Source organism: Algirhabdus cladophorae, from assembly GCF_044772865.1.
Lineage (GTDB): Bacteria > Pseudomonadota > Alphaproteobacteria > Rhodobacterales > Rhodobacteraceae > Algirhabdus > Algirhabdus cladophorae.
In genome coordinates this window covers 2,141,241-2,162,855 of the sequence record NZ_CP173029.1, presented here as the reverse complement: position 1 = coordinate 2,162,855, position 21,615 = coordinate 2,141,241, and the positions used below count along the sequence as shown (strand labels likewise).

Annotated in this window: 20 protein-coding genes, 1 tRNA gene and 1 pseudogene; 7 read left to right on the top strand and 15 right to left on the bottom strand. The window is 54.0% G+C overall.

Annotated elements, in window-relative coordinates; all coding sequences use genetic code 11:
* Window positions 1–59: 59 nt before the first annotated feature.
* The 8 genes from ACIRQ6_RS10390 to ACIRQ6_RS10355 all read right to left on the bottom strand — a co-directional run bounded on the left by ACIRQ6_RS10390 (window position 60) and on the right by ACIRQ6_RS10355 (window position 8,665).
* A complete protein-coding gene (locus ACIRQ6_RS10390; RefSeq protein WP_420860516.1) occupies window positions 60–1,250 on the bottom strand; it encodes a CmpA/NrtA family ABC transporter substrate-binding protein in 1,191 nt (396 codons plus the stop codon).
* On the bottom strand, window positions 1,247–1,831 hold the full coding sequence (locus ACIRQ6_RS10385) for an ANTAR domain-containing response regulator (RefSeq protein WP_420863894.1): 585 nt from the start codon (window positions 1,829–1,831) through the stop codon (window positions 1,247–1,249). The genes ACIRQ6_RS10390 and ACIRQ6_RS10385 overlap by 4 nt, the downstream gene beginning before the upstream one ends.
* Window positions 1,832–2,011: 180 nt before the next feature.
* Window positions 2,012–3,046 (bottom strand): ABC transporter ATP-binding protein, encoded by a 1,035-nt coding sequence (locus tag ACIRQ6_RS10380; protein ID WP_420860515.1) that lies wholly within the window; start codon window positions 3,044–3,046, stop codon window positions 2,012–2,014.
* Window positions 3,034–4,455, bottom strand: a complete 1,422-nt coding sequence (locus tag ACIRQ6_RS10375) for a mannitol dehydrogenase family protein (RefSeq protein WP_420860514.1) — start codon at window positions 4,453–4,455, stop codon at window positions 3,034–3,036. Before ACIRQ6_RS10375 ends, ACIRQ6_RS10380 begins: the two co-directional genes overlap by 13 nt.
* A complete protein-coding gene (locus ACIRQ6_RS10370) occupies window positions 4,455–5,345 on the bottom strand; it encodes a helix-turn-helix domain-containing protein (protein WP_420860513.1) in 891 nt (296 codons plus the stop codon). Before ACIRQ6_RS10370 ends, ACIRQ6_RS10375 begins: the two co-directional genes overlap by 1 nt.
* Before the next feature lie 63 nt (window positions 5,346–5,408).
* Window positions 5,409–6,245, bottom strand: coding sequence for a carbohydrate ABC transporter permease (locus ACIRQ6_RS10365; protein WP_420860512.1), 837 nt, complete (start codon window positions 6,243–6,245; stop codon window positions 5,409–5,411).
* A gap of 12 nt (window positions 6,246–6,257) precedes the next feature.
* A complete protein-coding gene (locus ACIRQ6_RS10360) occupies window positions 6,258–7,196 on the bottom strand; it encodes a carbohydrate ABC transporter permease (protein WP_420860511.1) in 939 nt (312 codons plus the stop codon).
* A gap of 173 nt (window positions 7,197–7,369) precedes the next feature.
* Window positions 7,370–8,665, bottom strand: a complete 1,296-nt coding sequence (locus tag ACIRQ6_RS10355) for an ABC transporter substrate-binding protein (protein WP_420860510.1) — start codon at window positions 8,663–8,665, stop codon at window positions 7,370–7,372.
* A gap of 450 nt (window positions 8,666–9,115) precedes the next feature.
* Between ACIRQ6_RS10355 and ACIRQ6_RS10350 the strand changes: the two genes are divergently transcribed.
* Window positions 9,116–10,468 (top strand): sulfotransferase, encoded by a 1,353-nt coding sequence (locus ACIRQ6_RS10350; protein ID WP_420860509.1) that lies wholly within the window; start codon window positions 9,116–9,118, stop codon window positions 10,466–10,468.
* Between the two features lie 486 nt (window positions 10,469–10,954).
* Here the strand turns inward: ACIRQ6_RS10350 and ACIRQ6_RS10345 are convergent, their stop codons facing one another.
* Window positions 10,955–11,716, bottom strand: coding sequence for an IclR family transcriptional regulator (locus ACIRQ6_RS10345; protein ID WP_420860508.1), 762 nt, complete (start codon window positions 11,714–11,716; stop codon window positions 10,955–10,957).
* A gap of 68 nt (window positions 11,717–11,784) precedes the next feature.
* Here ACIRQ6_RS10345 and ACIRQ6_RS10340 point away from each other — a divergent pair, with 68 nt between their 5' ends.
* The 6 genes and pseudogenes from ACIRQ6_RS10340 to ACIRQ6_RS10315 form a co-directional block, all read left to right on the top strand.
* Window positions 11,785–13,134, top strand: a complete 1,350-nt coding sequence (locus tag ACIRQ6_RS10340; RefSeq protein WP_420860507.1) for a selenium-binding family protein — start codon at window positions 11,785–11,787, stop codon at window positions 13,132–13,134.
* Window positions 13,131–13,493, top strand: coding sequence for a 2Fe-2S iron-sulfur cluster-binding protein (locus ACIRQ6_RS10335; protein ID WP_420860506.1), 363 nt, complete (start codon window positions 13,131–13,133; stop codon window positions 13,491–13,493). Before ACIRQ6_RS10340 ends, ACIRQ6_RS10335 begins: the two co-directional genes overlap by 4 nt.
* Before the next feature lie 4 nt (window positions 13,494–13,497).
* Complete coding sequence (locus tag ACIRQ6_RS10330) at window positions 13,498–13,962, top strand: CoA-binding protein (RefSeq protein ID WP_420860505.1); 465 nt, start codon at window positions 13,498–13,500, stop codon at window positions 13,960–13,962.
* 191 nt (window positions 13,963–14,153) lie between these two features.
* Complete coding sequence (locus tag ACIRQ6_RS10325) at window positions 14,154–14,381, top strand: rhodanese-like domain-containing protein (protein WP_420860504.1); 228 nt, start codon at window positions 14,154–14,156, stop codon at window positions 14,379–14,381.
* A gap of 1 nt (window position 14,382) precedes the next feature.
* Window positions 14,383–14,541: a hypothetical protein gene (locus tag ACIRQ6_RS10320; protein ID WP_420860503.1), complete on the top strand. Its 159-nt coding sequence runs from the start codon at window positions 14,383–14,385 to the stop codon at window positions 14,539–14,541.
* Window positions 14,542–14,674: 133 nt separating this feature from the next.
* Window positions 14,675–15,019, top strand: a pseudogene (locus ACIRQ6_RS10315) (integrase core domain-containing protein); the annotation flags it as partial.
* A 262-nt stretch (window positions 15,020–15,281) separates the two neighbouring features.
* Here ACIRQ6_RS10315 and ACIRQ6_RS10310 read toward each other — a convergent pair.
* The 6 genes from ACIRQ6_RS10310 to ACIRQ6_RS10285 form a co-directional block, all read right to left on the bottom strand.
* Window positions 15,282–15,356, bottom strand: a tRNA-Gln gene (locus ACIRQ6_RS10310).
* Between the two features lie 60 nt (window positions 15,357–15,416).
* Window positions 15,417–16,730, bottom strand: coding sequence for a mechanosensitive ion channel domain-containing protein (locus ACIRQ6_RS10305; RefSeq protein WP_420860502.1), 1,314 nt, complete (start codon window positions 16,728–16,730; stop codon window positions 15,417–15,419).
* Window positions 16,731–16,788: 58 nt separating this feature from the next.
* Window positions 16,789–18,285 carry a phosphomannomutase/phosphoglucomutase gene (locus tag ACIRQ6_RS10300; protein ID WP_420860501.1) on the bottom strand — a complete coding sequence of 499 codons (1,497 nt, stop codon included), beginning with the start codon at window positions 18,283–18,285 and terminating at the stop codon, window positions 16,789–16,791.
* Between the two features lie 18 nt (window positions 18,286–18,303).
* Complete coding sequence (kdsA, locus tag ACIRQ6_RS10295) at window positions 18,304–19,137, bottom strand: 3-deoxy-8-phosphooctulonate synthase (protein ID WP_420860500.1); 834 nt, start codon at window positions 19,135–19,137, stop codon at window positions 18,304–18,306.
* Complete coding sequence (locus tag ACIRQ6_RS10290) at window positions 19,137–20,840, bottom strand: capsule biosynthesis protein (RefSeq protein WP_420860499.1); 1,704 nt, start codon at window positions 20,838–20,840, stop codon at window positions 19,137–19,139. The genes kdsA and ACIRQ6_RS10290 overlap by 1 nt, the downstream gene beginning before the upstream one ends.
* Window positions 20,809–21,477 carry an ABC transporter ATP-binding protein gene (locus tag ACIRQ6_RS10285; RefSeq protein ID WP_420860498.1) on the bottom strand — a complete coding sequence of 223 codons (669 nt, stop codon included), beginning with the start codon at window positions 21,475–21,477 and terminating at the stop codon, window positions 20,809–20,811. The genes ACIRQ6_RS10290 and ACIRQ6_RS10285 overlap by 32 nt, the downstream gene beginning before the upstream one ends.
* Window positions 21,478–21,615: the final 138 nt, after the last annotated feature.

The following is a 21,615-nucleotide window of genomic DNA, read 5'->3' as shown; positions in this document are numbered from 1 at the left end:
GAAACTTCCACATAGAACCGTGCAGGTGCAGCATAATTTCTGCCCCTGCAATGATGTGCCTAATTTTTAGACAGTTTTGCCGGACTAAAGTCGAAAACCGCATCGTCAAAGAATCTGTCTGGCCCCAGAATCATTTTTCCACGGGTCGAGGCCACGGCGGTGGGAACGGCTAAGGCACCTTCGACCTTTTCCGAGGCCCCGGGCATATCCGCACCCATCATGGCTAACGCGTCGCGATATGTGTCTGTGCGAAAGCAGTCCCGTGCAACCTGGCGCGCTGTTTCCGGATCCAAATCGTGCCAATGGGCCAGCCGTTCGGCGATCCAACAGGCCTGACTACGCCATGGAAAGTTCGTGGCACTTGCATGAAACATCAGCAAATTGTCCACGTGATGCGGCTGTGTGCCCAGTTTCGGCACGATCTGGCCGCTTAGGGCAGGCTCAATTGCGTGCAATGGCAGATCAAGATGCTGACTGCGGGCGAGAATTTCCACCGCCAATGGCAGGTTTTGCGGATCATTCAGCCATTTTCCGGCCTTGTGAATGGCCCGGATCATCGCGTCACATAAAAACTCATGCGCCTGACCCCATTCATTGCGGACGGCCAATACCTTTTCTGGTGCAAATTCCCAAATACGGGTGCTGGGCAGGATCAGCGTCGCGCCACTTTGTTGGACCGCCACTGTGCCCCACGGCTCGCCCACACAAAACATATCAATTCGGCCGCTTTTCACAGCCTCGGCCATTTGCGGCGGTGGGATCGTCACAATTTCGATCAGATCCGGATGTAGATCCGGGGCATGGCGCAACCAGTATTCCAACAACATCCGGTGCATAGAGAATGCAAACGGTACCCCGACACGCAATGGTTGTTTCGTTACAGCTGCAATGGCCTTAAGCGTCGGATCCGGCGACGCAAAATCGTTGATCCAACCTGCAGCGGTCAGTTTTTGGTCTAACTCCGCAGAGATCCCGATCATCGTGCCATTTGCCGACAGGACCATCAGCGCATCGGTTTTGATCTTGGGCCCACTGAGGCCAAGGGACATGGCAATAGGTAAAGGCGATAGCATATGAGCAAATTGGATCTGACCAAAGATCAAACGGTCCCGCAGCGCAGACCATGAGGGTTGACGCACCAAAACCAGTTCAAGACCTTCTTCGGAGGCAAACTGCAGCTCTTTGGCGATAATCAGTGGCGCACAATCGACCAAGGGAATGTAGCCGCAATGGACTTCTTGCGTTCTCATTTCAACAAATCCGCTGACGTGACCAATGCATTGGCCAGATCAATGACTTTGCGCCCTTGATCCATCGCGGTCTTGCGCAGCAAGGCATAGGCGTCTTCTTCGGAGATGCCCCGTGCGCGCATCAGCAGGCCCTTGGCGCGGTCAATGATCTTGCGATCCATAAGGGCCTGTTTGGCGGCGTCCAATTCGGACTGCATTTTTGTGATCATTTTGAACCGCACAATCGCGGTTTCAAGGACCGGTTTGATACGATCCTTTTGCAAACCATTAACCACATAGGCACTGAGCCCCGCGGAAATGGCTGCTTGGGTCAGCGCCTCATCGGTTTGATCGACAAACATTGCAACGGGTCGGGCCCGCGCATTTGACACTTCGCTGAGGTGCTCCAGCGTATCGCGGTCGGGATTGCACAGATCGATCAAAATGATGTCGGGGTTTTCTTGCTGCGATGCCCGTTCCAGCACCGTCGCATTGGCCACAACCGTGACATCAGTCCAACCGCCCTCGTTGAGAGCCTCGATAATGTCCCGCGCTTTGTCGGGGGAGGGTTCGACCACCAGTATTTTCAGATCGCTGTGCACCAAAACTGATTACGCGCGCGTGCCAAGGGCGAAAAGGCAGTGACTGGATAAGACGGCCGGTCATTGTTGTGGTGCACAAAAAATAGGCTACGCAATAGCGTGGCGCTGCAAAACGCAGCACCGCTGCATCGCGCAGCCCGTGTATCGAACCTGATTTAGGAGCCGCTTTGCCAGAATGGCTTAGCAGCGCAACCCGGATTCAATGTCAAAGTAATGCGCCAATTCAGGCTTGATCGTAAAGCTGAGGGTGTCGCCCTTTGGCGCTTGGGGTGGTTTTTCGGTCTTGGCGATAAACTCGGTACCATTGGCTGTCATCAAATGCACAAGGGCATATTCACCAAGGTTTTCAATCAGATCCAAACGACCTTGCACAACCGCATCTGCCTCGGCACAGGGCATCAAATGCTCTGGACGCAGTCCAACTTGTTGTCCAGCCTCCAACGTGCGCCCCAAATGACCGTTCGCCCCAGCAGTCAAATCGGCTGTCTGGAAAAAGTTCATCTTTGGACTGCCGATAAACTGCGCCACAAAAGCGTTTGCGGGGTTCTCATAGAGGGTAATCGGCGATCCAACTTGTTCAATCCGACCATCCCGCAACACGACAATTTTGTCAGCCAGCGTCATCGCCTCGACCTGATCGTGTGTTACGTAAATCATCGTATTGCCGAGACGTTCGTGCAGGCGTGCAATTTCCAAACGGGTCTGTACGCGCAAGGCTGCATCAAGGTTGGACAATGGTTCATCGAACAAGAACACCTCGGGGTCACGGACAATCGCACGGCCAATAGCCACGCGCTGACGTTGACCACCAGACAGGTTGCGTGGACTGCGATCCAAATAGTCACCCAGTTGCAAAATCTCGGCCGCCCCTTTGACGCGACGGTCGATTTCATCTTGCGGTGTTTTCGCCTGTTTCAGACCAAAGGCCATGTTTTTATAGACGCTCATATGCGGATACAGCGCGTAGGTTTGGAACACCATCGCCACGCCGCGCTTAGAGGCTGCAACCTGGTTCACAACAGTGTCGCCAATGGCCACAGTGCCATCACTGATTTCTTCTAGCCCCGCGATCATTCGCAAAAGCGTTGATTTTCCGCAGCCAGAGGGGCCAACAAAGACAACAAATTCACCATGTTCGATATCTAAATCGACACCGTGCATCACTTGCACGTCACCATAGCTTTTGCGCACATCGCGCAGGGTCAAACCGGCCATTTTTGCTCCAATTCAGAGATTTCGCGACGTAGGGTTTCTACGAAGACGGGGTAAGTTGTGGGCAGATCGCCCCATAATTGCGGGCTGTTGAGAAACGCATCGGTGCTCATCAGATCTGTGAGGTCGTCCCAGCTGGGCTCGACATATTCAAATGCGATTTTGCCTGCAGCTACGTGCTGGGCAAAGATGTACCAACTGGCAATGCTGCGAATGCTGTGAACGGGCGTGATCCCCTTTTTCAGGCATCCGGCCAAAGTTGGGCGCACAAAGATTGCAAACTTGGCCATACCATCCGCGCAGATACGCGCCACAGTGTCACCAATTGCCGCGTTGCCAAAGCGGCTGATGATCATGTCCAGATAGTCAGCCTTAGAAAATGGCAACTCGACCTGAATCGCAGGCAGAACCTCTTGGCGTTGGAAATCCAAAAAATGCTGAAGCAATTCTGGGTCTCGCATGGCTGCATCAAAAGTTTCAATCCCTTTGAGCGCCGCAAAATATGTAAGCCCCGTGTGACCGCCGTTTAAAACCCGAATTTTGGTTTCTTCATAGGGATCTACGTCCTCTGTGACGGTCACGCCTGCTTGTTTCAGATCTGGCATGTGGCCAGCGCCGGTGTCTTGCAACACCCATTGGCTGAAATCCTCGGCCATAATGGGGGAGGTGACATCAGTGCCAATCAATGCGGTCAATTCCGTTGCCAATTCCGCGGGGCTACGCGGTGTGATCCGGTCGACCATCGAGCATGGAAAGACAACATTTTCACTGACCCAAGCGTGCAGATCAGCCTCGCCGCAGGCTGCCAAATAGGCCAATAGGTTGCGTTCCAGCATGGTGCCGTTCTGGCGGATGTTGTCGCAACACGCGATTGTCAGAGGGGCCTTTGTAGTGTCCATCCGCGCCCGCAATGCTGCGCGCAAATAGCCGTAAACACTGGTGGCTTTGGCGCCGGACACTTCTGCTGCAATTGTGGGATCAGCGGTATTAAGATCCCCGTTTGGCGCAGTGTAATAGCCGCTTTCTGTGACTGTGATTGTGACCAAATGAACCGTTGCAAGCGCAAGCAGAGATTGTGCGTCGCTGCGCGCAACGTCCCAATCAAAAAATCCGATATGGCTGCGAACGCGGCGCAGGTTGACTTGGCCCGACCCAGAAAAAGACTTGAGAAAATAGCCGTCATGGCGCGCGATATCGGCTTCGGCCTCGTGAAATGTCGCAGTCTCTGAGGCGCGTAGATTAACCGCTGCAATGCCCCAGCGCAGATCGCCCGTAGCCTCCATGTAATCATCAAGATATACGGCTTGGTGGGCGCGATGGAACGCGCCAAACCCCAAGTGGACAACGCCAATCTGGCAGTTGGACCGGTCGTAGGATGTGGCGTAAATATGAGGGTGAACGGCCGAATTCATCAGACAGATTCCATGCTTGGGGCGAGGTCTTTTCGGGCAATTTCACGATACTCCGAAGGTGTCATACCCTTCATTTTCAAAAAATGCCGATTGAAGTTTGCAATGTTTTTGAACCCCGCCTTAAGCGAGATGGTCGTGACCTGATCGTCCGTTGCGTAGAGCATACTACAAGCCTGCCCAATACGGATACGATTGAGGAATTCGACAAAGCCGTGGCCAGTTACGGCCTGAAAATTACGGCTAAACGTGACTTGGGTCATGCCCGCCATTTCGGCGGCTTGAGTGACGGATATCTCTTCTTTGAAACTGTTGACCACATAATCCACCACAGAGGCGATGCGGGCCTGTTTGCTGCCCCCTTCGGGTTGAATCAGCTTGGCGATGGACAGTTCTTTTTTCTCGGCATGCTCGTTCAAACGCACCAAAAACCGCACGAAGGCCAAAATGCGTTCGGCACCGATGTTGTCGCGGATGGATTCCATGTGGCCGCGTGCAAAAGTGGCGTTAAACCCTTCGAACAAGATGCCCGATTGCGCCAGTTGCAACAGATGCAGTACTTGTGAAAACTCCGGAAAGCCTTCGGCCAGCTTCTGAACACTTTCGTGGCTGAACTGCACCAACATATCGCGCGTGGCAATAGGTTGGGTCCAAACATGATCGGTGATCCAGTTGTGCGGCAGGTTCGGTCCGGTCATGAACAAATCGCCTGCTTTGAAGTCGCCGATATAGTCACCCACAAAGGCTTTGCCGCGGGTTTCGACGATCAGATGCAGTTCATATTCTTCATGGGCATGCCAGCGGCACAACTCGGTCGGCCACCCGTGTTCAAGGTAGCGGATCGAGCGTGTGCTGCGGTCGACCATCTCGATCTCGGGTTCAATAATCGACATTGAACCCTCCGGTCGCAACACTTTGTGCGACTGCTAGGCGTTGGAAGAGGGGGGCAAGTCGGATCACTTGACCGCCCCAAATGTCAGGCCCTGTACCAATTGCTTTTGGCAGAACCAGCCCAAGATCACGATAGGCGCAATTGCAGCGGTAGACACAGCAGACAAGCGGCCAAAGAACAGACCCTCGGGGGCACGGTTGCCTTCGATCAGTTTCGACAGCGTTGCTGCATCGATAGTGGTCAGTCGCACGGTCCAATAGGCTTCGTTCCAGCAAAAGATAAAGGTCAGCAGCGCGGTAGAGGCGATACCGCCCCATGCCAATGGGATCAGGATATCCTTGATCTCGCCCCATGTGGACACGCCATCCATTTTACCGGCTTCGATGATCTCTTTTGGAATTTCTTTGAAGTAGGTGAACAACATCCAAATCACGATGGGTAGGTTGATCAGGCACAACACCAAGATCACCAAGAAATGCGTGTCGAAAATCCCTAGAAAGTTCTTAGTCAGGAACGTCATTGGATAAAGCACCGCCGCGGCTGGCAGCATCTTGGTCGACAGCATCCACATCAGAATGTCTTTGGTGTGGCGGCTGGGATTAAAGGCCATGGCGTAGGCCGATGGCACACCTACAAACAAAGCAAACAGTGTAGCAAATGTCGATGTGATGACCGAGTTGGTAGCAAAGCGCCAATAGTCATAGTTTTCGGTCATGTTGGTGTAGTTTTCCAGCGTCGGCGTAAAGCGGAACAGGAATTCCGGTTTGACCGCGTCAGCGTCAGTCTTGAAGCTGGTGAAGACCAACCAAAAGATCGGGAAGAAAAAGATCAGCGCCACGATCCAAGCCACGACGGGCCAGATGACATTGCTGAATTTCGAGCGTTCGGTAACGGCTGCCATTGTCTTTCTCCCTTAATCCATCAAGCTTTTGCCAACCATACGCAACAAGAAGATTGCGATGATGTTGGCGAGGATGACGGCAAAGATGCCGGTGGCGCTGGCTGCACCAATGTTGTTCGAAGTGAATTCACCGATCAGATAGGGCAGGTTCTTGTTCCCGTTTCCGCGGCTCACGATCTCGATCTCGGCATAAAGCGACAGATGAAAGATCGACTGGATCATCACGACGATCGCGATGGGACGCGCCAGATGCGGCACCGTCAGGTTGATAAATTGCGACCATGCACCAGCCCCGTCTAGGGTCGCGGCCTCTTTTTGGCTTTCGTCCTCGGATTGCAGGGAGGTCATAAAGATCAGCACAGCAAACGGCGTCCACTGCCAAGCGACCATCATAATCACCGCATAGGCCGAGGTTTGCGTGGCGCGGAATGAAATCGGCTCAATCTCGGGCCACAGCGAGAAGAAGCTGCCCAAAACCGGGAAATCTCGCAACCCATCGATCAAGTTGTTCAGCCCGCCCACAGCCAAGCCCTGAAGGCCCAGCACAGGATCAAGGATCATGTTGATCCACAAAACGGCGTTCACAGCGGGCATTACGAAAAACGGCGAAATCAGCAGGACGCGAACGATACCACGACCAGGGAAGTTGCGGTTGATCAACACGGCGATGGCAAGACCCAAGATCACGGTTATGATCAGGATGCTGCCAACAATCAAAACCGAATTGCTGATCGCAAAACCGAAATCCTTGGCTTTCCAGACGTATTCGTAGTTGCCAAAGCCGCGCCAGTTGCTCAGCGAAGGTGTGGTCCATTCTGGGCGCCGTAAGCTGTTGAGCACATAGCGGATGAATGAAAAATACAGTGTCATGCTGAGAGGGACGAGCATCCAGATCAGCAGCAAAACCACAGCGGGCGTTTGCAAGATACGGGGCAGGGTTCGATTGGCCATAGCTTAAGTTACCTTGCGACAGAAGGGTTGCATCAAAGGACGTAGAGACGGGTGTTTGTCGGGCGAAGGGCAAACAGTGCGCTTCTGGAACTCGCAACAAACAGAAAAAGCAGTGGGGGTGCTGGGCCCGATACCCAAAGATACCGGGCCCGACATTAGGTCAGTCGAAGGGTTTAGTAGTAGCCCGCTTCGGACATGATTGCGTCAGCCGCAGCTTGGCTTGCAGCCAGAGCTTCGTCTACAGATTTCGCGCCGGACAGGGCCGCTGCGATTTCTTGTGCAACCGCTGTACCCACTTCTGGGAATTCAGGGATCGCAGCAAACTGAACACCAACATATGGTTTGATGTCTGTGGCTTCTGGAGCAGCGGATTCAATCGCAGCCATTTCAGCGGCGGCGAATGGTGCTGCAGCTTGGAAGTCAGCAGATGCATATGTGGAGGCACGTGTACCTGTTGGTACGGAACCCCAACCAAAGTCTTTGTGGTTTGCAACAGCTTGGATGTACGCTTTGGATGTGGCCCATTCGATGAACTTCATCGACTCTTCGGAGTTAGGCGAACCAGCAGGTACAGCCATCGCCCATGCCCAGAGCCAGTTGGCGCCAACAGGGTTACCAGCGTTTGGCGATTGTGCGTATGCTACACCGTCAACTTCCAAGAAGGAGGCTGCGATTGTCGCATCGATCCACATGCCGCATTTGCCTTCGTTGTACAAAGCCAAGATCTCGTTGAAGGAGTTGCCTTCGGAACCGGGAGGGCCGTAGTTACCCAGCAGATCAACGTAGAAGTTGATGGCCGCTTTCCATTCGTCAGATTCCAATGTTGGACGGAAGTCCGCATCGAACCATGCACCACCGAACGAGTTCACAACAGTTGTGACGAACGCCATGTTGTCGCCCCAACCTGGCTTACCGCGCAAACATGCACCGTAAACGCCGTTGTCTGGGTCATGCACAGCAGCGGCTGCTGCTTTGATGTTGTCCCAGCTGTCGTTGTCCGCAACTGTGACGCCAGCAGCGTCCATCAGGTCTTTGCGGTACATAACCATGGAAGATTCACCATAGAATGGTGCCGCGTAGAGTGTGCCCTCGTGGGACAGACCGTTGCGCATGGCTGGCAGCATGTCGTCGATATCGTAAGCTGCGCCAAATTCTAGTGGTTCGATCCAGCCAGCAGCGCCCCAGATGGGTGCTTCTTGCATGCCGATGTTGATGATGTCGTACTGGCCGCCACCTGTGGCTGTGTCAGATGTGACCTGCTCGCGCAGAACGCCTTCTTCCAGCGATACCCAGTTCAATTCAACACCAGTTACGCCTGTGTAGGCTTCAGCAACTTTTTGCATGTTGATCATGTGACCGTTGTTCACGATCGCAATTGTCAGGGATTTGGAGTGGCCTTCAGCGAAGGCTGTTGTTGCAGTTGCAACGCCCAGTGCCAGCCCGAGGGCTGTGTTACGTAGAGATTTCATGTTATTCCTCCCAGAAATCACAGATTCTTATCTTCTGTGCATCTACCTTGCTTAGATTTCTGCATCGTCGCAAATACAAATTCAACAAAAAAGCATACAATTTCTACATTGTTTGGTTTCTGTCAGACTGGTTGAAATACCCATATTTTACTGCGTTTTTCGCAATATTATGGGGGTTCGAGGCCGGTATTTTCCTAAAAGAAACTGTGAAAATTTTGTATGCTTGAACAAGTTGCATGGTTTTGAGGCCGGGGCCTTTTCAGTGAAACGTCGCCCCAAATGCCGCTTGGCTGGGGACCCGGTCTGTGTAGTTGCGACCTTGGGGCCATGGTTTGAATCGCTTGGCGTTCCAAGGCCTGGCTTTTTTGGGGGCAATTGTCCCGGCGCCTTTAAAGTCTTGGTTAAGACAAAGCGGCTATGTGCAAGACAGACAGCGCAACAGGGGGTGCCATGGCCCAACCGCAGATCCAAAAGACAGCGTTTCAACAGGCTTTTCAACAAAAGCAGTTTCTGGCGTCGTTGGAATTGTCTGCGCATTTCGTCAAACAGCATGGCGATGATGTCGAAGCTATGCAGTGTCTGGCGCAATCATGCTACAACATCGGGAAATTTGATGAAGCGTTTGAGGTCTACGTCCACGCCTTCGATTTGTTCGGCCATGCAGAGCTGTTGTCGGGCGCTGCCGCTGCCAAAAGTGCCAGTGGGGATTTGAAACTGGCCAAGGATTTGGCCCAAGCTGCAATAAAACTTAGCCCCTATAATGTCGGTGCATGGCGCACCTTGGCCCAAGTGCACCGGTTTGCCCCTAAAGACATGTGGTTGCTAAAAGCGCAGCGGTTGGCGCAAAAATCTGACGCCCCGCCGGTTTTTAAGCGGGCGATCCACTATGTCCTGTGCAAAGCAATGAACGACCTGGGCAAATGGCAACGCGCCTGGAAAGCCGCGCAAAAAGCAGCGACATTCGATCCGCCGCGCTATGATCCTGTTCAGTTGACGCGGTATGTGACTGCATTGTCTGGGCTTGATCCCGAGCGGCTGCGCAAGATGCGGCGGCCCGCTGGTTCTGAAATCTCACCGATCTTTATTGTTGGGATGCCGCGCTCGGGCACATCCCTTTTAGAGGCGCAACTGCACAAGCACTTTGATCTTGGCACATTTGGCGAGGTGCATGTTTTCGCAAGTATCCTCAGTGCCAGCCTAAACGAGATTGGCGCAGGGCGTCTCGATGACGGTTTGCCTAAGTGGTTCGAAGATTGGTCCCCTACCGAAATTGATGCAGCGGCTAGGCGATACCAGACTGAATTGATGGCACGGGATCAAAACGCGTTCAGCCGCCCATGTGTCGACAAAATGCCTGGCAACATCCTGTGCCTGCCGATGATTTCAATTCTGTTTCCCAAAGCACGTGTCATCCGGATGCGCCGTGACGCACGTGATACTTGTGTCTCATGCTATTTAGGCGAGTTTTCTGGGGGGAATAATTTCACCTATCAATTAGACTGGCTGGCACGGGCCTATCACGATTACCAAAGCGCTGGGGACACTGGCGCGCAGTTTCTTGAGACGCCTCCAATCGACGTGCACTATGAGGATTTAGTGTCCTCCCCAGATCAAACTCTTGACGCCCTTGGCACCACTTTGAAGCTGAACAAAAGGGCGCAACCGGTTGAGACCTATAAATGCAGTACACGGTCCGCCACCCAAGTCCGTGCCCCAATATCTGCAAAATCCATTGGCAGATGGCGCAACTATACGGGCCATGTTGATCCATTGATCACGGCTTTGGAAAAATTTGGACCCTAGAGTCCGCTCGAGCCGCTTTGTGGCTGGCGTTTGTGACCCTTGCCAACGCACGACTGTGTGTCGCTGACCATGTACACGATGCAATCAAACGTCACGTCCGGCGTAAATCGGAGTCTAATCATGTTCTAACCTGCTGATAGCATTCATATTTTTCGGGTCCGTCATCTAGCGTCGAAGTTTTGCCCGCGTAAGACCTGACTCTGAGGCGAGCAAAGCAAAGCCGCAGGAATCGGTGGAAAAGCGCCCAGCAGATCGGGCTGGATGATGTCACCCGCGCGACAAGAGAGTTGCCCTTAACTGCTCGCGCGCTCGTCCAAGGATCTGGCCATTACGTGAAGAGTGGTTTCCTAGCTCAGCAATGACACCCACAGACCACTGCTTCATTTTGCGAATGCTTCTCGTTGGGCCTCTGTCACACAACGGTTACTGCGCAGGAGGTCAGTCCGGATTTGGAAAAGGCCCAGATTCGAAGGCCCGCAAAAAAAATCAGCCAGATTTCTTGGCGTCTTGCGCTGCATCCCACCCTAGATTTGCGGACATGTCTCGTGCAATCTGAGTGATCTCGGGCCCCAGCCTTGCACGGAAGGCTGGGGTAAAGACCCTTACCGAGCCCGTCGCACCGATGGATAGCGTGGCACCCGGCCCGTCTGGTGCCAGGGGGGCTGCCACGGAACACATGCCGCGCTCAATCTCCTCGACGCATTCAGCGAAGCCGCGTTTGCGGATGGTTTCGAACTCGGCTTCGAGGTCCTGCACACTTGTCAGTGTGAATTCGGTGTAGGCGCGCAGACGCCCCTCCATTTCGCTGGTCAAGAACAAGTCGGGCGAGAACGCCGCAACGGCCTTTGAGCAGGAACAGGCGTGCAAAGGACGTTTCCCCAAACCGGGGTGAAGGTACGAAACACCCGTCTGTGGTGTTTCGACGTGAATGATCTCGACCGACTTGCCACGAAGACGGGACAGAAAGAACGCTGAGCCATATTGGGCCGCTGCCTGTTTCAGGGCCGGACCGATGATGTCAAGCAAGGCGCGGTCGGACTGCTCTCTGTGGGTGATTTGCTTGAGGCGCAGCCCGATAGAAAACGTCCCCCGGGCGACGGGCTCTAGCAATCCGACGGCAACAAGGTCCTGAACCAGCCGGTATACGGTGGGTTTGGGCAAGTCAGAATGCGCGCAGATGTCCGCGACTGTAGCTACGTCCTTTTGGCCGACAATCTCTAGGATAAGGGTGACGCGTTCGAGATGCATTTTCTTGCCTTGCGATATTTCAGTTATCACTTTATGAGATTCATGAGGGGATCGCAAGGGAGGGCGAAATGTCAGAATGCTGTGGGCCGGGCTATGCATCACCGGCAGAGGCGATCCGTGCGCCCCGTGAAAAGCTGCTTTACACAATCGCGATCTACACAGGCACGGGCATTCAAAAGCCCGACTATCTGGCCACGGTCGATGTGGATCCGGATAGCCCGACCTATTCCCAAGTGATCCACCGGCTTGAGATGCCGGGCATCGGGGATGAGTTGCACCACATGGGATGGAACGCCTGTTCATCTTGTTTTGATGATGGGTCGATGTCGCGCAAATACCTGCTGCTGCCCGGCGTGCGATCCAACAACATACACGTGGTCGATACAGCCACCGACCCTCGCGCGCCGCGCCTGCACAAGGTTATCGACGGGGCAGAGATCAAGGCAAAAACTGACTTGTCCGGGCCGCATACCGTGCATTGTCTGGGCTCCGAGATTATCATCTCGATGCTGGGCGATGCCAAGGGCGAAGCGCCGGGCGGGTATCTGCATCTGAATAAAGATTTCGAGATTCAGGGCCGTTGGGAAAGCTCAATGGGAGAGATCAAGTTTGGCTACGACTTCTGGTACCAGCCCCGTCACAATGTGATGGTTTCGTCAGAATGGGCCGCGCCCAATACCTTTATGCCGGGGTTCGATTTGGAAGAAGTGGGGCACCTGAAATACGGGCGCGAATTGCACTTCTGGGACTTTGAGAAACGCGAACCTGTCGAGAGTTTTTACCTTGGCGAGGACGGCCTGCTACCATTGGAAGTGAAGTTTCACCATGATCCAGACAGCACCCACGGGTTCTGCGGCGCAGCGCTTTCGACAAACGTTATCCACTGGTGGAAAGACGGCAACAAATGGCAGTGGGAAAAGATCATCGATGTTGAGAATGAGATACATCCAGACTGGCCGATCCCGCTGCCCGGTGTGATGAGCGCGATCCTGATTTCGATGGATGACAAATACCTTTATCTCAACAACTGGCTGCACGGCGATATGCGTCAGTATGACATCAGCGATCCTCACAACCCTGTTCTGACGGGGCAGGTCTACATGGGCGGTCTGTTGGGCAAGGCCCCTAAGGTGAATGGTGTCGATGTCGCAGGCGGTCCGCAGATGTTCCAACTTAGCCTTGATGGCAAGCGGCTCTATGTCACCACCTCGCTTTTCTCGACGTGGGATAACCAGTTTTACCCTGACATCCGCACCAAGGGCGGGGTCATGGTGCAGATCGATTGCGATCCGGTGAATGGAGGGATGAAGATCAACGAAGATTTTATCGTGGACTTCGGCAAGGAACCAAATGGCCCTTCCCGTTGCCACGAAGCGCGCTATCCCGGCGGCGATTGCACAAGCGACATCTGGCTATGACCGCGCATACAGTCACTATCGCCAACCGCGACGGCGTGACCTATGCCGTCAATGACCGCCGCCCACTGCTGGAACAGTTGCGCGACCAAGGCGTCGATCTGCCCTATGGGTGCGAGTATGGCGGCTGCATCACATGCGCGGCCAAGCTCACCGCTGGTGAGGTGGATCAGCGGCGTCAGGTGGCGCTGAACAATCGGCAGATTGAGAACGGCTATGTGATCCTGTGTGTGGCGCGAGCAACCACCGACATCACGCTGGAGATCGGGGTAGAGAGCCATGACCGGCTTTATCGAAACCCGTTTCTTGATCCGCTCAAACCCCATGAACTCAAGGCGGATATCGCCTCACCGAAAGTCTAAGCCTATGCCCGATGCAGACGTTGATCATATCTATGACTACGATCCGAAATACCTGGCCGACATTCTGAAATCAGTGAATACCATCGCCATGGTCGGGGCCAGCGCGGACAAGACCAAGTTCAGCTACGGTGTGCTGCGGCAGTTGAGTGAGATTGGCTATGACATTCTCCCCGTTAACCCGAACCCGAATTTGGCGGAGATCCGCGGACTCAAAGTCTATCGCTCGCTGGAAGAGATCGACAAACCGGTCGACATGGTCGACGTTTTCCGTCCCAAAGAAGAACTCTACGGCTTTGCCGAAAAAGCCATCGCCATCGGCGCAAAAGTGCTCTGGGGCCAGATTGGCGTCTACGACGACCGCGCGGCCAAACTCGCCAAAGACGCGGGCCTTCAGGTGGTCATGAACCGTTGCCCAAAAATCGAACTCTTCCGCCCTTTCTGGAAACCAAGACTCGATCTGAAAATTTGATGTTCGTCCAAAACCCGGCTTTGGAGACTTGAAAAGACGGCTCAGAAAATCATCAGGGGTGCCAAAGACATCGTCAAGCGGGCCATATCATCCGTGCGAGCGATCAGCGCGGAAGATGCGCTGCCGATGGTCAATTCTCCCGATCACGTCTTTGTAGACCTGCGCGATGGGACAGAGCAGGCAAAACCGCCATGATCCCGGGCGCAGTCGCCTCGTCGCGCGGCATGATTGAATTCCACATTGATCCGGAAAGCCCGGCGCACAAACCTGAGTTCTATCAGGACAAAACCTACGTCATCTATTGCGCGTCTGGTGGCCGGTCCGCTTTGGCCGCGATGGTTGCCACGGACATGGGGCTTTCGCCTGTTGTGAACATGACGGGTGGTATGGCCGCATGGAAAAAGGCCGGGGGACTTTGATGTGACGATCACGAAACAGGACGCTGTCTTGCGTACTGACGTCGATGAGGTGGCCGTCTTGACGCCGAACGCGCTCAAATCGATTAACGCCTTGTCCGAGGCGATGTTGCAGGCACTGTCCGAGACATTCGACAAGATTGCCGAAGGTCGCAGCGTCTAGGCGGTAATCCTGCGCAGCGGCGGAAACCACTTTTGTACCGGGCATAACCTCAAAGAACTGTCAGCACGCCGCGCGGATGCAGATGGTGGTTTTCAGTATTTCCAAGACCTGTTTGCAACCTGTCAGGCGATGATACCCCTGCATGGTGATCAGCGATCACGGCACGGAGCCGACTTTAAATGCGATCCTGAAATGGTAGGAAGACCGCAAGGTCGATTGGCATTACATCGCACCCGGCAACCCAATGCAGAACGCGTTCGTCAAAAGCTTCAATAGCAGGATGCGAGATGAATGCCTGAACGAACATTTGTTTGACAGCTTGCGTGATGCTCGAAACCTCATCGCCGCTTGGCGGACGGACTTTAACCATGACCGACCACACACAAGCCTCGCTGGCCTGATGCCAGCGGACTATTTTAACCGGTCGATCATGGACCAAGACCTGAACAGAGCTAACCCAAATTTGCGAACACCATAGAGAGCAGGCCATATCGTTCCGTAAAATGAGAAATTTGCGCGCCAGCACTTCTCGCATGCCAGCGAACGTTAAGGATCTGCTAGTGAGTTGTCGTTTCGCCCATGTCTGGGGCGTCGATTAGAAATTCGCGAAGAGGCGTCTCACATCATGCGTAAGGCAAAAAACCGGAGAAAACGCTTGAAGATGCGCTGTTACCCGACAGAAGTCGCGTTTCCAGCCGGACAAGTCGCGGTTCACGCCAGATGTCATACCTAAAGAAAGTTGGCTGGGTTGGTAGGATTCGAACCTACGATCCTCTGTACCAAAAACAGATGCCTTACCACTTGGCCACAACCCAACGTGAGGCCGTAATTAAGCACAAATCCCATGCGCTGCAAGACCATTATAACGAAAAATTCTACTCTTCTTGTCCGCCCTTGGCCAGAAGATCCCCGTCTTCCAATTCTTCTCGTTCTTGGGCGATGATTTTTTCTAACTGACGATCTTGTTCGGGGGCCACGGTCTGGCCGCCCATTGGGGGGGCAATGATAGGTTTTGTCGGTTTTGCGTCGCTCGATTGATCCGCGCTGGACGTCAGCAGGCGGTAAGTGGGTTCGGGCATTTCGATTCCGGCTTGGTCGAAGGTCTGCAACAAAACCCGGATGGCCTCGCCACGTGCGCGCCCAAAACTGGTCTCGTGTTGCGCAATCCATGCCGCAACAAAGAGACCAACGGTACTGTCGCCAAGATCCTGAATTATCACATCCGCTGCGGGTTCTTTAAGAACAAAAGGTAGATCGGCCAGGGTTGTGATCGCCAAATCTCGCGCCTTTGCAAGATCTGTCCCGTAAGCCACGCCAAGTGTGAAGGTAAATCGACGCTCGTTATTGCGGGTAAAGTTGACAATCCGGCTTTTGAAAACGGTCGCGTTCGGAATACGAATGTGATTGCCATCAAAACTTAGCAGGATCGTGGCGCGGCTGGTCAAGCGGATCACTTTGCCCGTGTCGCCACCAATTTCGATGGTGTCATTCGGTCTGAACGGCTGCCGGATTGACAGCATAATCGAGGCGATGAAATTTTCGACCGTATCTTTGACGGCAAAACCAATGGCCAAACCAATGATCCCCGCAGCGCCCAAAATGGTCGATAGGAGGGCCGCAGCCCCCAAGATATCCAGAGCAATAACCAGACCACCGACCACAAAGGCCAAACGCACCAAGGTCCGGTAAATGTTTGCGATAAAGGCGTTAGGCGCCAGCCGGTCCCATGGTTGTTTGAACCGCGCGATCAAAAGCCCCAGCAAAACCACCATCAAAAAAGCCGTCAACGCCACCATCGCAAGGGGCAAGTAGGCCACGGTTTGATTGATCCGCGCCATAAAGCGGTCAACGGCGGGGTTTAGACGTTCCACCACATCAGTGGTCTCAACAACGTTGTTTTCGATGGCCACCACGGCCTCGACGCGGCCCACCAAATCGTTGAGTTCAGCGGCTTTGGCCGTATCGATTGTGGTACCGCGTAAGGTGACGATGCCGTTTGAAACGGTGACGGTCACATCTTGGTAGCCATCAAGTTCTTCCAAAATGCCGCGAATGCGTGTGGCAATTGCCGCGTCTTGCGCCGCGCTGTCCTCAACTGAGATCGCGCCGGAGGGTTGGGTTTCAGATACTTGCGCCGACGCAGCGGCCGCCCAACAAAGCAGACAGCAGACAAGGAGATACCGCACCATTTATTCCTCGGGTTTTACACTGTGATCGGGTCGAGTATTCACCCGCGGCGTCAAAAGATCAAATCGATTGATCGTAGTCGCCAACACTGGGTTCGGTCCGGATAACTGCATCAAGGTCGTGGAAAATGGCGCGCATTTCGGCCTCGGAATCAGGGCTTTCGCACACAACCACAAGGTTTGGCGTGTTAGAACTGGCCCGCACCAGCCCCCAAGCACCATTGTCCAAAATGACCCGTGCGCCGTTGACCGTTACGACGTTCTTGATGGCCCGTCCGGCCAGCGGCTGGCCTGCCTCGTGACGCTCGACCAGTTTGGCCACAACGCGTTCCAGCACTTGATATTTTTCCGTGTCAGGACAGAAGGGCGACATGGTTGGCGTGGCGTAGGTTTTGGGCAAGGCCTTGCGCAAATCTGACATTTTCATATCAGGATTGCGGTCCATCAGTTTACAAATTTCAACAGCAACGCGCATGCCGCAGTCATAACCGCGTCCAATGGGTTCCGCCAAAAAGTAATGGCCCGACTTTTCGAAACCAGCCAAAGCGCCCAGTTCTTTTACCCGTCGTTTCATATGGCTGTGGCCAGTTTTCCAGTAATCTGCGGTCACACCATTGGCCGCCAGTTCGGGATCCGAGGCAAAGAGACCCGTGGATTTTACATCTGCCACGAAAGTGGCATTTGGATAAATTTTGGACAAATCCCGTGCCATGATGACACCGACTTTGTCGGCGAAAATCTCTTCGCCCTCATCATCCACGACGCCACATCGATCGCCGTCGCCGTCGAAACCAAGGGCAAAGTCAGCCCCCGACGTGCGCACGCTGTCGGCCATGTCGTGCAACATCTCCATCGCTTCAGGGTTAGGATTATAGTGGGGGAAGGTGTAGTCGAGTTCATTGTGCGAGGCGACAACTTCGACGCCCAAGCGTTCAAACAGGGCAGGGGCAAAGGCGCTGGCCGTGCCATTGCCGGTCGCGCAAACAACCTTGAGCGGGCGTGTCATTTTAAAGTCACCCACAAGATCGTCCAAATAGGCGTCTTGCACGCCGGGCACAAATTCGTACTTGCCGCCATCGCGCGCAACCCCGCGCCCTTCCAAGACGATATCGCGCAATTCGCCCATCTCGTCTGGGCCGTGAGTCAGTGGGCGTTCAAAGCCCATTTTAACGCCCGTCCACCCATTGGGATTGTGACTGGCCGTGATCATGGCCACAGCCGGGGCATCAAGATGGAACTGGCTGAAGTATGCCATTGGCGATAGGGCTGGTCCGATGTCTTTGACGTGAATGCCAGCTTGCATCAGTCCCAGAACCAAAGCGTTTTTGATCGACAGCGAATAGTCGCGGTAGTCATTGCCGACTGCGATCACAGGCTCAATCCCGCGCGCATGCATCTGCGTGCCCAAGCCTAGCCCAAGCGCTGTAATGCCGACCAAGTTGATCTGTTCAGGGTACTGCCATCGCGCGTCGTATTCGCGAAACCCCGTTGGTGTAATCATTGCGTCGCGCAAAAAGGCCCATGTGTTTGGGGTTACTGTGCTGAGGGGAGCCGTCATAAGGAATGTCCAAAATTTTTAAAGCAAGATCGGGTCTGACTTAGCCAATACGTCAATTTTCATCAAGGTCTCAATGAGTTGTGGCATGTTTTTCAACTCGATCATATTGGGGCCGTCACATGGGGCATTATCTGGGTCTTGATGGGTTTCTGCAAATACCGCACCAATTCCAGTGGCCACAGCCGCACGGGCCAGAACGGGGGCCAATTCCCTTTGACCGCCAGAGGCAGAGCCCAAGCCACCGGGTTTTGCCACGGCATGGGTTGCATCCATAACCACCGGGTAGCCGGTTTTGGCCATTTCCGGCAGGGAAGTCATATCGACGACAAGGGTGTTATAGCCAAACGAGGCCCCGCGTTCGGTCAGCAATATCCGTTTATTGCCAGTGCTTTCGATCTTGGCCACAACATTTGGCATATCCCAGGGTGCCAAAAATTGACCCTTTTTGACGTTTATCGCAGCGCCCGTTTCACCGGCGGCCAATAGCAGAGCTGTCTGACGACAAAGAAACGCGGGGATCTGTAGGATATCGACCACATCGGCCACAGGGGCACATTGATCTGCGGAATGCACATCGGTGATGACGGGGCAGCCGATGGCATCGCGTACACCTTGCAAAACCGCAAGGCCTTTTTCCAACCCCAACGGGGGCGGTGCATTCAAAGACGTTCTGTTCGCTTTGTCGTAGGAGCCTTTGAAAATATACTGCGCCCCTGAGGCATCGCAGGCCTCTTTGAGGATACCTGCAATCATCTGGCTGTGATCCAGACTTTCCAATTGGCAAGGTCCACCGATCAGCGTCAATGGAGCCGAGTTGCTGACTGTCAGATCTCTGATTTTGACATCAATCATTAGCTTGAAACCTGTTCGCGCAGGATCGAAGCAGTCAGCGAGAACATCAGATAAATGCCTGCAAAGATTAAAAACGCCAGCACGGTGTTTTCAAACTTGCGCGGGTATGTCGGATCGTCCGGCGCTGTTGGCTCAACACCCAAGGACAAATAGCGCACCTGACGTTCGCTTTCGATGCGGGCTGTTTCCAGCTGCTGCAAAGCCTGCTGTTCCAAAAGTGTCCGGGTTTGATAGTTTTCTTCTGCCACACGGATCTGCGCATTGATCCGGGCCTGCGAATCTGTCCCGGAACCGGTTGTTGTCATCTCGGCTTTGACCTTTTGGATTTGCGCCTCGGTGATGCGAACTTCGGTTTCCAAGGCGTTTACGCGGGCTTGGTTGGGGCGCGAATTTTCCAATTGTCCGGCCAGTTGCAATTCTTTGTCCAGCAGCCGTGTTTCCAGCTGGGCCAAGCGGCTTTGCAATTCAGCTGTCGCGCCTGCCGGATCCAGAATTTGCGTGCTTTCTTGCAAGTTTGCCAGAACCTGTAGGGCAGACTCGCGTTTTCGCTCCGCGTCTTCAAAGCTTGCGCGGGCCCCTTTCATTGCGTCCTCACGCACGCGCCCGGTAATGCCATCCACGCGTTCCTCTGCGTATTCGATCAGCTTGCGCGCATAGAGTTCGCTGGTGGTGGGATCGGCTGCTATCACTTCCATTTTGATCACGCCCTCGGTGGGATCATAGCCGATTTTGACGTATTTCTTGTAAAGTTTATAGGCAGTTGAGTTGCTGGCATCAGGCTCGAGCCGTTGCAGAACATCAATGTTTTCCGCGGAAAAATGCGAGATGAACCCAACGTCTTCGTTGAGCCGTTGCATGGCCTCGCGTGATCCCAGATAGCCTTGTACCGCAATACTGTCCTGACTGGTTGCCAGTCCGCTGCCGCCAAATACCGATCCCAGTGCACCGGGCGATTGCGCCTCAGATTTTTGGATCAGAAATTCCGAGTTGGTGGCATACATTGGTGTGGCCACAGAATAGAAATAATAGCCTGCAATTAGCGTTGGCAAGAATACGAAAAAAGCCAGACGTGTGACCAACACAGCCATTTTCTTGCGACGGCGACTGGCGATACCAGCTTGGATTTCTGCGATTTGCGCAGCCCGCGCCTCGGCGGGGCTGATGTTTGGGCCCAATTCCGTTGAGGGTAGGTTTGCGTCACCCGACGGCACTGTTTGCGGCAGTTGGATTTTGCTTTTGGTCAGGGCGCCGTCTTTGGCGCCTTTGTCGTTTTGGTCCGGCACGACCAGTTCCAACATGCTCGATTGCTGGAACGGATCCACACCGTTTTCGCGCAGCAATCGCACTGCATCAAAGTCGCTGATTGGGGCCAAGTTGTGCTTTTGCGCGACGCGACGGGCCATGCGCAATTGCCGTCCTGTCAGGCCTTCCTTGCGGATCGCATCAATTGTGTTTTCTGTGGTCACTTGCCCCTTGGAGGCCACGTCCCCTTCAACGGCGATGCGTTTGGGGGTGATTTGTGCAAAGGCCTGTCCGCCTTCGGTCTGTGGGGCGGGTTGGGCCCCTGACGCTGGTTGCGCTTGTGGCGTTGGACGTGCGGGCGCAGGCGACGGGGTCGTCGCTGCGGGTGGGGGTGTTTGGGTCGGAGCAGCAGGGGCGCTGCGCCTGATCCTAAACTTCTTCGCCTTGGGTTTCGTAGTCATAAAGATGTTTCGCTTCTTCCAAGGTTTCAAACATTTGCAGCTGGCCATTGATCAACACAGCTGCGGATTTTGCGTAGCGTTCCAAGGTTTTGGCCTGGTGTGATACGATTATAACAGTGGTCGTTTGCAGCCGCTCTCGAAGGATCTGCGCGGCCTTTTTATTGAACTCCACATCTGTTGATGACGGCATGCCCTCGTCAATCAGGTACATATCGAAATCCAGCGCCAACATCAGCGCAAAAGTAAACCGGGATCGCATGCCAGAGGAATAGGTCCCCAAAGGCATGTCGAAATATTCCTCAATACCACATAGCCAGCGGCAAAAACTTTCCACATAGTCCGGTTCGAGCCCGTAAAGGCGGGCGATGTAGCGCGCGTTTTCCTTGGCAGTGTGTTTGCTGACGACGCCGCCCATAAATCCAAGAGGAAAAGAGATGTTGCAGCCGCGCCGGATCTCACCCTCATCAGGTTTTTCGAGACCTGCCATCATGTTTACAAGGGTCGTTTTGCCGGTCCCGTTGGGGGCAAGGATCCCTAAAGAATTGCCAAGTTCCACACGAAAAGACACACGATCAAGGATCACCTTGCGCTGCTTTCCGGTCCAAAAGGACTTACTGACATTCTCAAATTCGAGCATTTTACTCGCAATCTCCGGCCCTGCTCAGGCACGCTGGGTTTAGGGTATCTCTATCCCAGCTTGGTTAACGCCGTATTTAGAGCGACATTCTGTCAACATTATGTCTTAAACCGGCGGATTGTTTCAAGCCCAAGCAGT

What these genes read in the sequence shown, in the direction of transcription:
- ACIRQ6_RS10390 (WP_420860516.1), bottom strand. Translation starts at nt 1,250, where the DNA reads ATGAGAACGCAAGAAGTCCATTGCGGCTACATTCCCTTGGTCGATTGT.
- ACIRQ6_RS10380 (WP_420860515.1), bottom strand. Translation starts at nt 3,046, where the DNA reads ATGGCCGGTTTGACCCTGCGCGATGTGCGCAAAAGCTATGGTGACGTG.
- ACIRQ6_RS10375 (WP_420860514.1), bottom strand. Translation starts at nt 4,455, where the DNA reads ATGAATTCGGCCGTTCACCCTCATATTTACGCCACATCCTACGACCGG.
- ACIRQ6_RS10370 (WP_420860513.1), bottom strand. Translation starts at nt 5,345, where the DNA reads ATGTCGATTATTGAACCCGAGATCGAGATGGTCGACCGCAGCACACGC.
- ACIRQ6_RS10365 (WP_420860512.1), bottom strand. Translation starts at nt 6,245, where the DNA reads ATGGCAGCCGTTACCGAACGCTCGAAATTCAGCAATGTCATCTGGCCC.
- ACIRQ6_RS10360 (WP_420860511.1), bottom strand. Translation starts at nt 7,196, where the DNA reads ATGGCCAATCGAACCCTGCCCCGTATCTTGCAAACGCCCGCTGTGGTT.
- ACIRQ6_RS10355 (WP_420860510.1), bottom strand. Translation starts at nt 8,665, where the DNA reads ATGAAATCTCTACGTAACACAGCCCTCGGGCTGGCACTGGGCGTTGCA.
- ACIRQ6_RS10350 (WP_420860509.1), top strand. Translation starts at nt 9,116, where the DNA reads ATGGCCCAACCGCAGATCCAAAAGACAGCGTTTCAACAGGCTTTTCAA.
- ACIRQ6_RS10345 (WP_420860508.1), bottom strand. Translation starts at nt 11,716, where the DNA reads ATGCATCTCGAACGCGTCACCCTTATCCTAGAGATTGTCGGCCAAAAG.
- ACIRQ6_RS10340 (WP_420860507.1), top strand. Translation starts at nt 11,785, where the DNA reads ATGTCAGAATGCTGTGGGCCGGGCTATGCATCACCGGCAGAGGCGATC.
- ACIRQ6_RS10335 (WP_420860506.1), top strand. Translation starts at nt 13,131, where the DNA reads ATGACCGCGCATACAGTCACTATCGCCAACCGCGACGGCGTGACCTAT.
- ACIRQ6_RS10330 (WP_420860505.1), top strand. Translation starts at nt 13,498, where the DNA reads ATGCCCGATGCAGACGTTGATCATATCTATGACTACGATCCGAAATAC.
- ACIRQ6_RS10325 (WP_420860504.1), top strand. Translation starts at nt 14,154, where the DNA reads ATGATCCCGGGCGCAGTCGCCTCGTCGCGCGGCATGATTGAATTCCAC.
- ACIRQ6_RS10305 (WP_420860502.1), bottom strand. Translation starts at nt 16,730, where the DNA reads ATGGTGCGGTATCTCCTTGTCTGCTGTCTGCTTTGTTGGGCGGCCGCT.
- ACIRQ6_RS10300 (WP_420860501.1), bottom strand. Translation starts at nt 18,285, where the DNA reads ATGACGGCTCCCCTCAGCACAGTAACCCCAAACACATGGGCCTTTTTG.
- kdsA (WP_420860500.1), bottom strand. Translation starts at nt 19,137, where the DNA reads ATGATTGATGTCAAAATCAGAGATCTGACAGTCAGCAACTCGGCTCCA.
- ACIRQ6_RS10290 (WP_420860499.1), bottom strand. Translation starts at nt 20,840, where the DNA reads ATGACTACGAAACCCAAGGCGAAGAAGTTTAGGATCAGGCGCAGCGCC.
- ACIRQ6_RS10285 (WP_420860498.1), bottom strand. Translation starts at nt 21,477, where the DNA reads ATGCTCGAATTTGAGAATGTCAGTAAGTCCTTTTGGACCGGAAAGCAG.